This window comes from uncultured Polaribacter sp. (genome assembly GCF_947497695.1).
Taxonomy (GTDB): domain Bacteria; phylum Bacteroidota; class Bacteroidia; order Flavobacteriales; family Flavobacteriaceae; genus Polaribacter.
On the sequence record NZ_CANMHM010000019.1, the window covers coordinates 1 to 13,880 of the forward strand.

The following is a 13,880-nucleotide window of genomic DNA, read 5'->3' on the forward strand; positions in this document are numbered from 1 at the left end:
AAGCAATGTAAAACTTATAGTTTTACATTGCTTTTTTTTAGTGCTTGTGAAAAAATAGCTTACTTCTGAAAGTGCCTATATTAGTATTGTTGTTTTATTATATATCATCAAAAATGCCTCAATATTTTATTATTGAGGCATTTTTTAGAATTTACTACTTTTTAATAAAATCAGAAATTGACTTATTAATGAAACTAAAATTAAAAATAGTTTTAGTTTGAGTACTTTGTTTATTATATAAATTTTTAAAATGTATATAAAGTCCCAATACTATTGCTAATAAAAATAAAATTAAAATTCCATTATCTATTGGTAAACCTGGTGGATCTGGAATGCTTCTTCTTGGAGCCGCTGGTTGAATGAACAACGCTATAAAATTAATCATAAAATATTAATATTTAGGGGTTATTGTATAATTATCTTTTTTGAAATTATTCCTCTGTTTGTTGTTACTTTTGTGATATATACTCCTTTTGATATTGAGTTTACACTAAGTTTTAAATCATCAGTTTTATTGTCTTTTATATTCCAAAAATTCACTTTTTGTCCTAAAATAGAATACAATTCAACTTTTAAAACGCTGATATTATTACTAGGATTAATGTTAATTTCTTTTGTTGAATTGTTAAGGTATATTGCTAGATTACTATCAGACGCAATATCTTCTTCAACACTTAAAACCTGTTTTAATTTCTTTGTAAAAGTAATAAAAAATTGATTACTATGCACACCTTTTTCAAGATTTAAAATAGCTTTTTGATTATTCAGTAAATAAAACTCGTTTTTAAGCTTATCAAATAAATAAACATCCTGATCATTTATGTTCCATTCATCAATTTCTATTGATATTTGGCCATTTTTTTCTAGTGTTATTTCTAAAGGTATTTGTAATTCATTTGAAATTTCACCTACACCTGCAATACTATATTTACCATCATCATTTGGAAATTTCCAATACATATCTGAGCTAGATAAATCAAACAGTTCACTATCATAACCATTTTCAAATTCAAAAGTATTGTTAGGGTTAAACGAAACACCAATTTGACGGTGCATTTCTTTATTACCAATGGTTGTATAGTTGATGCCTAATTTTATAATTGGTAAAGTTGGGCTACTAATCTCTTCTGATTTTAGAAATACAGATTCAGTTCCTTCTGTTTTATATTCTCTTTGACTATTATTAAAGACAATTGGACCTCCAGTTGCACTTCCTTCAATAAAAAAGCTTTGTCCTATTGGAATATAAGCTTCTGGTGTTGTGTAACTACCTGCACCAATTGATGGTGTTATTGTTTGTGTGTTGCTAGTTACATTATTTGCTGCGATACCCATAGAGATATTTCTAGTAGCATAACCACCTATATAACCTCTTGCATTGTGCCCTGCAATATTTGAACTTGCAATGTCTTTTTCACCTGCATGTTGCCAGAAATATAAGCTTCCTGTAATTGAGCTGGCATTATCTTCAATAAATTTCTTTGCACTTATTGCAGATGGGTAAGGGTTACCTACCAAATAAGCTTGCTCTGCACCAATTGCAGTGTTTAATTCGCCATCATTTGGTGTACCAACAAAAGTATAGTTTTGAGCTGCACCAGTTCCTTTTATAATAAATCCATCTGTAGAATTTATTGTCCCATTTTCTTTTGTTTGAATCCAATTTGAATTAGTTCCATCTGCACTTGCAAAAGTATATAACCAGTGGCTTGCTATTTCTATTGGATTGCCAGTAGCACCATTTACACCACTAACAAAATTAATATCTAAAGGTAAAGAGGTTGCTGATGTTGCTGAACGACCATCTTTTAATACTTCTCCAATTGTGTAAGAGCCTCCACCTACAGGAGAACTCATATAGTTAAACCTATAAATACTCGCTATGGTAGAGTTTTGATCTACATGTATTACTCCGTTTCCTGATACTTTGCTAGCATCTTCGTGGATTTGTACTATTTGTGATGTACCTTCTAAACGAATTTGACTTGTTAATTCTTCAAGATAAATTTCATCTAGTACGCGTAACATACTATTTCTTAATGTTAGTCTAAAACCATCTATGATTGATATTCTTTTAGCACTAAATACATCATTAGCTCTATAATTTTCATTTATTTGTACATGTCTAGAGATGTCTGGAATACCATTTGTCCAATTACCAGATTCTCTAACAACTGGGTTTACTCTGTGTTTACCTAATGCCATATTAGATTCTGCATTTGCATTTGTTATTTCAGAAAGTAAAGGAGCATGAGGATGCCTTTGTGGGCCTCCTAAACCTGCATCTCTGTATGGGTCTAGATTATCATCTACAAATTCTATCCATTCTGTTGTTGTGTAATTTTTATTTGGAGTTGTTATTTCATCAGATCTTACATAAGAAGCATCATTAAAAATATTATTTGCTATATCATATCTATTATCCCACACAGTTAATAGTGTAGATTCATTATGTGATAGAGTTAAAATATCATTTCTATCTTCAATATCAACAGTAACAAGGTAAGATTCTCCTGGAAGAATGTCTGTTGTATTTGCATCTTTCAAATCTGGTTCAATACCAGTTTGATTTCCTGATTTATCTTTATATAATAATAACCTTATTGTTCCTTCTAGAATAGGGTTTGTTGCATGTATATTTGTAATTTCAACTACTTTTGTAGCACCAGTTTGGTGAACTTGCGTAATCATTGGTGTACCAGATTGATGCGTGTCTCTGTAATCTACATCTCCTACTGTTAGTACATCATTATCTGTATCTAAGAGTGTTCTTGGGTCATTAATATTTGCATTTACATCTGTATAGTTATCTGTTGTTAACGTATTGTCTATTCCATTATTACCAACAGTACCATTTGTTTTACCATTATTATTGGTGTCAATTGAGAGTCCGATTTCTTCGGTATCAAAAATGCCATCTTCATCAGAATCTAAATCTGCAAAATCTCCATTTCCTAGTCCATCAGTATTTCTTGGTGTTATTCCTGTTGGTCCATAAGCTGTGTCTAATCCATTCACAAATATATTATTAGGAGAAACATAGTTTATGGTTGATTGTGCTTCTATATTATCAGGAATACCATCGTTATCAGAATCCAAATCTAAGTGATTCGGAATTCCATCTTCATCAACATCTATATTATTTGCAAAACATGATTGAGGTGAGGTTGAATAAACAAAATTATCAATCCCATGAAAGTCAATACTATTGTTTGCTCCAGTTCCACCAACAACACGATGAAGTATAGATACACTAGAAACAGCTAAAGGACTTATAAAACCAATAGTAGATTCTACGTTGTTTCCAATTCTCATTGTTCCTTGGCTTATTCCAGCTGCATTAAAAATACTTACTATTCCAGTACTATTTTGTCCTAAATATCCAGTCTGAAAATATGCTATAAGTTTTGAGTCTGCATAAACTTCATAACGTCCTCTTCTTGAGCCTTGACTATCGATATCCATAATATCTATTAAATCAAAACTAAAAGCATATACATCTGTTATAAAATCAATTTCAACAGTATAATTTTCAGTTCTAGTTAAGTTTGATGAACCACTAACATAGATAGCATCACCACTTGTGCCAGATCTAGTTGTTGAATTTGTAGAACTACCAAATTCATTACCTCTTGTAGTTGGGTTTGTTGCATTTGTTGTGTAAGACAGTGTACCATTGACAAATGTACCTGTTGTATTTTGAGCTTGACCAGCAACTATTGTTGGAAAAGAAAAATCATTGTTACCATTTAACCTTGTTAGAGTTTGTCCTTTTGAGTATGCTGCTTGTTCAAAGCCAGATTCTCTATAACCAAGACCGTTATTTGTATTATCACTAATAGTAAATATTTCAAATTTTTCATCTAAAAAAGTTGTATTATCAATTTCTGGAAGAGCTGCACCAGGAATTACACAATTTTCATTGGTATCTAAAATTCCATCATTATCATCATCTAAATCTACAGTGTCGTTAATGCCATCACCATCTGTGTCTATGTCAGAAATTGTAAATCTTCCTGGAACATAAGTAATATCATAATTTGAATTATCTAATGTACCTTGTAAAATTCTATAATCCCCTGCTGTTTCACCAGTCTGTCTTGTTAAACTTCCTGTTAAAACATCTCCAGAAGCCAATGCTCCAGAGGTTATCGTGTATGTTAATGTTGGGTCTACAGCTCCAATTCCTTTTGTTTTATCATCTGCAGTAATTGTTATTGGTATAAGTGGTTTTTCACATAATGTTAATGTAACAGAATTTATTCTTCCTCCTTGAAAAAAATTATCATCAAAAACACGTAAAGTCCAGTTTCCTGCAGATCTTTCATTTATAAAATCACTTAAATTCCCTTCTGGGCTAAATGTACCTGTTATTGTAGAATTTGATGTAGGTAGTGTGTTTGAAGAGTCATCATCAAAAGTAGCATCATAATTGTCTCCATTTCCTCCGTTATCTGTAGACAGTGTAACAGATGTTCCATTTGGTGAAATTAAATAAATATCTAAATCTTGATTTCTAGTATGTGAAATATCAACACTTACAGTAACTTTATCTATAATATAATCTGTAGGTACATTAATTGTTGTGTTATAGGTTGCAAAACCCCAAAAATCACTAATGTTTCTATTGGGGTTAACTGTATAATCATTACAGCTTGATACTGGTGCAGCTGCATTAATTGTAAAATCAGCTTCTGTAAAACTAATATTGTAATTTGCATTGTTTATAGTACCTATGGTAATTTTGTAAATACCAACAGCTTCACCAATTTGTCTTGATAAACTACCAGATAAAACATCTGCACCTACAAGAGATCCAGTGGTAATGTTATAGGTAAGTGTTGGGTCTGAATCGCCAAAATCTTTAGAGTTAGCATCTGCTGTAATGGTTATTGGTCTTTGATTGATTGTTAAATCTGCAGAAACATAAGTAATGTCGTATTTAGAATTATCTAACGTACCTTGATTAATTGTATATGTTCCAGTTGTTTCTCCAACAGTTCTAGATAAGCTTCCTGTTAAAACATCTCCTGAATCTAAACTACCAGAGGTTATCGTGTAAGTAAGTGCTGGATCTGAAGCACCATAATTCTTTGATTTTGCATCTGCAGTTACAGTTATTGGTATTTTAGCTGCACCACACAAATTTAAAGTTACTGAGTTTATGGTACCTCCAGTACCATTTCTATCATCTCTAACACGTAACCTCCAACTACCAGCAGCGTTTTCTCCATCAAAGTCGCTTAAGTTTCCCTGAGGATTATAAGTTCCTGTTATCGTTGAATTAGTTGTTGGTAGTGTATTTGAAGATGCGTCATCAAAAGTAGCATTGTAATTATCTCCATTACGTCCTTTGTCTCTAGATAGAATTACATCTGTTCCGTTTGGAGACCTTAAGTAGATATCTAAATCTTGATTTCTGTTATGAGATATGTTTACATTTACAGTTACATCGTCTATCGTAAAACTATCTGGAACATTAATATAAGTGTAGTAATTTGCAGGACTTCCTGAATTAATTGTTGTATTTGGAGAAGTTGTCCAAGTGTTACAGGTTATTCCTATTGCGTTAATTGTTAAATTTGAAGAAACATAACTAATGTCATACCTAGAATTATTTGCATTATTTAAAGTACCTTGATTTATAGCGTAAGTACCAACAGCTTCTCCAAAATTCCTTGTTAAACTACCTACTAAAGGATATGAAGGGTTTACAGTACCAGAAGTAACAGTATATGTAAGTGTAGGGTCTACATCTCCGAAATTTTTAGATTTAGCGTCTGCAGTTATTGTTATTGGAGTTTTAGGAGTTGATACTGTAGATATACTTGCTTCCCAACCAGAACTTTCGGTGTTTCTGTCAGAAGTAAATACAAAGGTTAAGGCATTGTTAAAATTTGTAGATGTAACAATACCTGGATTATTTGTACCACTGTAAGTACCTATTCTTGTAAAACCATTCGCAGTTGTTCCGTTATAAATTGTTAACTCATCAAAGAAACTTTCTGTGTTAAAACTAGTAAAGTTAAATCTGATAGGATTTCCATCTGTAGATTGAAATGTAGCAGTATAATTTTCATTTTTTCTATAGTTTCCATTTCTAGCATTATCAGAATCATAAAATGTTCCTGAATTTGTTAAGATAATTGCTCCACCATTACTAACATTGTCTATGTTATATGTTTGAGCATAGTTTTTTACACTAATAAATAGCATGCATAATATAAACAATAACCTCTTGGTATTTTGTTGATAAGTCATAACAAGTAAATTTAATTTTATTAAAAGTCCCCACTTCTGCAACAAATCTACATAATAAATATTTTTAAAACAAAAAATTTTATATGTATTTTTTTTTAAACAATTAAAAGTTAATAAGTATTTTAAAATAAATGTTAATAATGGTTTGCATATTTATTAGATATAAATTTATAATTTAAATGAAATTTTTATTTTAAATACTTCATAAAAGCTATGTATATATTGATTTAATGAATAAATAAATTTAATACATAAAGAAGTATTGTTAATTATTTTTTGATACTTTTTAACAATTTGAGAGTATATTATTTTATTTTTTTTGTTGATAAAGTTTACTATTTATTTTTATTTAATAAGATTGTTAATTAGTATTTTTTTTAATACAATAAATTTAATGCTTTTTATTTTTAGGATATATAAAATAAGTCCAATCGTAAAACTGTTTAGATGAATAGCATTTAAACTAAGATGAAGTATTTAAAGCTCTTTTTTCTTTTAGAAATATTTTTAGTAATTCAAAAAAAAATAACTTTATTTATTATTTATTTTGAGTTGCTTTTTAAATTAAATTATAATGTTTTACTTAATTTTTCATAAAAAAAATGAATTAATTCATAAATAAATATTTACAACATAGAGTTAAAAAGTGTTTTTTTTATTTTTTGTTTGTTTATGGTTTTCTCATAATTATTATAAAGTTATTTTTTTGTATTACTATAAATAAAAAAGATCCTTCTCTTTAAAAAAAAGTTTTAAAATAATTAATATCTAAATGTTTAATTATACACCTTCTTTTCTTCTAATTTCATTTAATTATTTTAGTAAATGAATAATTAATCAATTTTAATTTAGATTTATTTAAAAGCAACTATAACGCATTTTAATATTCACTGATAAGATATCTATTTAAAATGGTACAAATATTTTAGATTGTTATTAGTAAAATGTTCTAAATAAGACTAATTTCATTTTTTAATTAATTAGAATTGGTTACAGATTTACTATTAAAGCCATTTGAAAATTGGTTTGAGCTAATAGAGGGAAAAATAACAATATCAGAAATCAAATCAACTAAAACGTCTAGTAAAACAAGAACAATTGATTTCAAATTGAATCGGATAATAAGAAAATTCCTAAATTGAAAGGAAGTTATCTTTAACAAGCGGTAAAGGCTATGAAGTTGAAATAATTGAACAATCTGAAAGTGAACTTATTAAAGAGCTTCTCTTAGTAGAAAAAGATTTAATAAATTTAAATATGGAATTAAAAACCTTTATGATTTTTGACAATAAATTAGATACTAGATTGTTAATTTCTTAAAAACACTATTGCTAACACCATACATAATTTATTGCTAGCAAATTTTGCTTACTTGCAAAAATATTCGTAGATTTTCTTTGTTTGTAGTGATTTATTAAATTGCTTGCTAAATTCACGCAACAAATCATTTATAAACATGATGGTTATTTTTTTTATGAATGCTAATATCATAACATTTTATTAATAAATAAATATGTTATTTGATTACTGTATAATTATTTTTTTTGATATTATTCCTTTGTTTGTAGTTACTTTAGTAATGTATACTGAATTAGATATTGAGTTTATTTTAAGTTTTATATTGTTTTTAACATTATCCGATAATTTCCAACTATCTATTTTTTGTCCTAATATAGAGTATAACTCAATTTTTAAAACTTTATGGTTATTATCTGTAAGACTTACATTAATTTCATTTGTAAAACTATTATAATAAACAGATAAATTATCAAAATTTACTTCATTATCATTTCCTAAGACATTTTTTTGTTTTTTACTAAATGTAATATAAAATCGGTTGCTATGTTTTCCTTTTTGTAATTGTAAAAAAGCTTTTCCTTCGTATAATGGGTAAAACTTATTTAAAAATTTATCAAATAAATATACTCTTTCATTATTTAGGTTCCATTCGTCTATTTCTACTGATATTTGACCATCTTTTTCTAAAACAATTTCTAAAGGAATTTCTAAATCTAGTGAAATTTCATTTACTCCTGCAATTACCAGTTTTTCATCACTATTCTGGAACTTCCAATACATATCTGAATTTGCTAAGTCAAATAATTTACTATCATATCCATTCTCAAAATCAAAAGTATTATTGCTGCTAAAAGAAATACCAATTTGACGGTGCATTTTTTTATTAGATAATGTGTTGTAATTCATTCCTAATTTCATCATTGGTAAATTTGTTGATGAGTCTTGGTTGTTAGTTTTATAAAATATAGATTCTGATCCTTCTATTATGTATTCCCTTTGGCTATTGTTAAATACAACAGGTCCACCATCTGTATCACCTTCAATAAAAAAACCCTGTCCAATTGCAATGTATTTTTGTGGTGCGCTGTAACTTCCACCATCAATTTCTGCATTTGTGGCATTTGTATTACTTGCTACTTCGTGTGCTGCAATACCCATTGAAATGTTTCTGGTAGAATAGCCACCAACATAGCCTAAGACAGAATGGCCAGCAATATCTGAACTAATAATATCTTCCTCTCCTGCGTGTTGCCAAAAATATAAAGTACCACTAATTGAGTTTATATTATCTTCTATGAATTTTATTGAATTTAAAGCTGAAGGATATGGGTTACCAACTAGATAAGCCTCTTCTGCACCAATAGTAGTAGTAAGTTCTCCGTCATTTGGCACGCCTATAAAGGTGTAATTTTGGGGAACTCCTGGGCCTTTTATAATAAAACCATCAGTTGATGAAATAATGCCATCACTAAGTGTTTGAACCCAATTTGAAATTAATCCTTCAGAGCTAGCATAGGTATACAGCCAATATTCCGCAATTTTTATAGGACTTGTGTTTTCTCCGTCATAACCAGGAATAAAATTTATATCTAATGCTATTGAAGTGGCAGAAGTAGGAGAGCTACCATCTTTTAATACATCTGCTATAGTGTAAGAGCCTCCACCTACAGGAGAACTCATATAATTAAACCTGTATATACTTGCAATGGGAGAGTTTTGATCTACATGTATAACTCCTGGCCCAACAACTTTGCTTGTTGAGGTGTGGGTTTGAATGATTTGTGATGTGCCTTCTAATCGAATTTGACTCCCTAAATTTGATAGATTTAATTCATCTGAAATACGTAATAAAGTGTTTTTAACTGTAAGCCTATTTCCTAAGGTTATTGTTAGTTTGTTAGCATCTAAGGGGTTTGTAGCCTTGTAATTTTCATTAAATTGTACATGCCTTGTAATATCAGGTTCGCCATTAGTCCAATTATTAAGAATTCTTATTGTAGGGCCCACACGATGTTTTCCTAGCAACATATTGGATTCTGAATGTGCGCTGGAGATTTCAGAAAGTAAAGGTGCGTGAGGATGTCTTTCAGGTCCTCCTGAAGCAGCATCTCTGTATGGATCTAAGCTGTCATTTACAAATACAATCCAATCTTGGGTTGTATAATTTTTATTTGGTAATGTTATATCATCTAATCTTACAGTTGAACTTTCATCTGCGATGTTCAATGCTATGTCATATCTATTTTCCCATACTGTTGATGCTAAAGATTCTGGGTGCGATAATGTTATGATATCGTCTTCATCTGCAAGGTCTAGGGTTAGAAGGTAAGATTCACCAGCAAGTAATTCTAAATTATATAATTCTTTAAGATCTGGTTCAATTCCTGTTTGATCTCCTGATTTATTTTTATAAAGAAGAATTCTGATAGAGTTTTCTGGAATTGAATTTGTTGGATGTACATTTGTGATTTCTACTAATTTGCTAGCTGTAGTTTGATGAACTTGTGTAATCATTACGATACCAGAGTCATGAGTATCTCTATAGTCTACATCACCAAAAGTTAAGGCGTCATTATCAGTATCTGGTAGTGTTGTTGGGTCATCTAAATTTGCATTAACATCTGTATAGTCATCTGAAGTTAGTGAGTTATCTATACCATTTAGTCCTATAGTTCCATCAGATCTACCATCATTATCAGTATCAATTGAAAGGCCTGCTTCAACAGTGTCAAAAATACCATCGTCATCTGCATCTAGGTCTAAATAATCTGGCTCTCCTGAGTCATCAGTATTCATTGGTGATAGGCCAGATCCATAAGCTGTATCTACTCCATCAATAAAAATATTATTTGGGATAATGTAATTGATAGTAGATTGTGCTTCTATGTTATCTGGAATACCATCATTGTCTGAATCTAAATCTTTATCATTATTTATACCATCTCCATCAAAATCTAAGTCAGCTGCTGCACAAGGAATCATACAAACTTCATCTGTATCTAAAATACCATCATTATCATCATCTAAATCTACACTATCAAAAAAGGTATCTAAATCTGTATCTTGATCAAAAATTGTAAATATACCAGAAATATAGCTAATATGATATTTTGTATTGTCTAATGTGTTTCTGTTAATATTAAAATTACCTAATGTTTCTCCAGCATCTCTTGATAGATTTCCTGTTAATGTATCTCCAGGTTCTAAAGTTCCAGAAGTAATTGTGTAGGTTAGTGGGGGGTCTGAATTTCCATATCCTTTAGAGGTATTATCTGCTGTTATGGTTAAAGGTATTTTTGTACACAAATTTAAAGTAACCGAATTAATAGTTCCACCACCTCCTTTGTTACCTGTATCATCAGTAACTTCTAAAATCCAATCTCCTGAAGAATTTTCCCCATCAAAATCACTTAAATTCCCTTCTGGTAAAAATATACCTGATATTGTAGTAGAGCCTGAGGGGATATTTACTAATGAGTCATCATCAAAGGTAGCGTTATAATCAGAACCATTTCCTCCATTATCTGTTGAAATTTCAACTCTAGTACCATTAGGGGAAATTAAAAAGATATCTAAATGCCCGTTTTTATTGTGATCAATATTTACACTTATCGTTACATCATATACAATAGTATTAACAGGAACAGGGATTGTTGTGTTGTAAGTGGCAACTCCAGTTTTACTAATAGTAGTGGCTGGATTTACAGTATAGCTATCAAGTGTGCATTGCGAGTTTAGATTTATGTTAACTAAAAAAAGCAAAACAGCAACTAAAAGCCATCTAATAGATTTGTAGGTTATCATACAAGTAGTATAAATTCATATTCATAGTCTTCATAATTTAGCAAATCTACTAAATAAATTATTCTTAAAAAAAAAATATATTCTATTTTTTTTTTAAACAAAATAAAGTTGATAAGTTTTTTAACGATTTTAAAATAATTTAAATAAACTTTTTAATTATTTTTTTTTCATATAATACTCTATTAAAAATAGGGTTTTAGATTATATTTTGATAAAATTTATTTATGCGTCTAAAAATATTTTACTACAAAAATTTTTATAAATAAGAAGCTTTTTTTTGTTAGATAGGATAATTTTATTCTATTTTTTTGCTTTTTCTACCAATTCAATCTTATCAGTTGAAGTTTTTGTTGTGAAAACACCATAATTAATTGTCACGTTTTTTTTATCAATTTTATCAATTGTACCTACTGAGTTAGAATCGATGATTTTTACACGATCGTTAATTTGGTATATGTATAATGATTTTTCTTTGGCAATTTTTTCAGCTTTAATCTTTTGTTCTTTTCTAACAGTTACTACTTTTTGTAATACTTCTTTTTCTACTTTCTTTATAATTTCTTCTTGTTGTTTTTTAACAAGTTTTGCTTTTTGTTTTTGAGCTTTGGTTTTAATCTTCAGATTTTTCTTCTTTGCTTGTTTTACTTTTAAATCTGCTACCCACTTATTAAAATTAGTGTTTAATTCTTTTTTGTTATTGGTTTGAAAGTATTTGTTTAATAATTCATTCGTTTTTCTACCTAAAGAAAGCATTTTTTGGTTTTGGTCGTATAATTCTTGAAAGCCAGCAAGTTTATCTTGTAAACGTTCTTCTTTTTCTTGTAAGTTGTCAATGTATTTTTGACCTTTGGAATGTTGGTTTTCTAAATTTTCTGAATTTTTTTGGAGTCTATTTCTTTCTTTTTGTAGTTTAGATATGGTTTTGTCTAATCTTATTTTTTCTGTTTCTACCCTTTTTTTAGCTTTATTGATAATGCTAAAAGGAATTCCGTTTTTTTGTGCCACTTCAAATGTAAAAGAACTACCAGCTTGCCCTACAAAAAGTTTGTACAAGGGCTCTAAAGTACGCTCATTAAATTGCATATTTGCATTGGTAACGTTCTCTAATTCGTTTGCTAAAACCTTTAAATTTGAGTAGTGAGTTGTAATGATTCCAAAGGCTTTTTTGTGGTAAAATTCTTCTAAGAAAATTTCTGCCAAAGCACCACCCAATTCAGGGTCAGAACCTGTACCAAATTCGTCAATTAAAAACAAGGTGTTTTCGCCACATTTGCGTAAAAAATTACGCATATTTTTTAAACGATAACTATATGTACTTAATTGATTTTCAATAGATTGATTGTCTCCTATGTCTGTTAAAACGGTATCAAAAATATACGTTTTACTACGCTCATGAACTGGGATTAAAATACCACTTTGTAGCATTATTTGCAATACTCCAATAGTCTTTAAAGTAATGCTTTTTCCACCAGCATTTGGCCCTGAAATAACGATGATTTGTTGTTGCTCATTAAGTTCAATTGTTTGGGCAACAGTTTCTAAATTCTGTGCTTTATTTTTCCTCCATAAAATAGGATGATAAGCATTCTTAAAATAGATTTTTTTCTCTCTTGTTATTTTAGGTAAAATAGCGTTTATTTCTTGTGCATATTTAGCTTTTGCACCAATGGTATCTACATGTATTAAATATTCGATATATTCCTCTAAAAGAGAAGTCATTGGGCGAATAATTTCTGATAAAGTTCTAAGAATTCTAATAACTTCTTGTTTTTCTTCGTATACTAAATTCTGAAATTCTCTGCTGTAAGCTAATGTTGCTTGTGGAGCAATATAAACAATATTACCAGATTTTGATGCCCCTAACAAGCTACCTGAAACTTTTCTTCGATGCATTGCAGATACTGCTAAAACGCGCTGATTGTCTACAATAGTTTCTTTAATATCGTCTAAATAACCTGCACTTGTTGCTTTAGAAAGTGCACTAGAAAAACTAGCACCAATTTTACCACGAATGTTATTGATATCTCTTCTAATTTGTTTTAAAGTAGAAGATGCATTGTTTTTTACTTCGCCAGAAAGTTCTATTATTTTTTTTATTTCATCATCAATATAGCTTGTGAATTCTATTTTTTGCGATAGTTCAAAAAAAGTAGGAAACTGAACTTTAAATTTTTTAAAAAAATTAATATGCTCATTTACAATTAATGAGGTTGCTGCTATTTTTAAAAATGCATTTGTTTCTATAAAACTGTTTTCAATTTTTAATCGTTTTACACTTTCTGTTATATTATCAAAACCGTGATTAGGAACTCTATTTTCGCTTTCAAAAGAAGACAAGTATTCGTTTACTAAATGTAGTTCTTTAAAAAGTGTTTTTTTAGACTTAAATGGTTCTATTTCAAATACTTTTTGTTTTCCTAAACTAGAAATACAATGTTCTGATATGTGCTGTAAAACCGTTTTAAATTCTAAATCTTGTAATGTTTTTGGAGAGATGTTTTGGTGCAAAATACTAT

At 29.3% G+C, this 13,880-nt stretch carries 3 protein-coding genes; all 3 read right to left on the reverse strand.

Features of this window, described 5'->3' with window-relative positions:
- Nucleotides 1-405 precede the first annotated feature (405 nt).
- On the reverse strand, nucleotides 406-6,261 hold the full coding sequence (locus Q0731_RS12450; RefSeq protein WP_299064586.1) for an MBG domain-containing protein: 5,856 nt from the start codon (nucleotides 6,259-6,261) through the stop codon (nucleotides 406-408).
- Nucleotides 6,262-7,785: 1,524 nt separating this feature from the next.
- Nucleotides 7,786-11,364: an MBG domain-containing protein gene (locus Q0731_RS12455; RefSeq protein ID WP_299064588.1), complete on the reverse strand. Its 3,579-nt coding sequence runs from the start codon at nucleotides 11,362-11,364 to the stop codon at nucleotides 7,786-7,788.
- Between the two features lie 300 nt (nucleotides 11,365-11,664).
- Complete coding sequence (locus tag Q0731_RS12460) at nucleotides 11,665-13,872, reverse strand: DNA mismatch repair protein MutS (protein ID WP_299064590.1); 2,208 nt, start codon at nucleotides 13,870-13,872, stop codon at nucleotides 11,665-11,667.
- Between the last annotated feature and the right edge of the window lie 8 nt (nucleotides 13,873-13,880).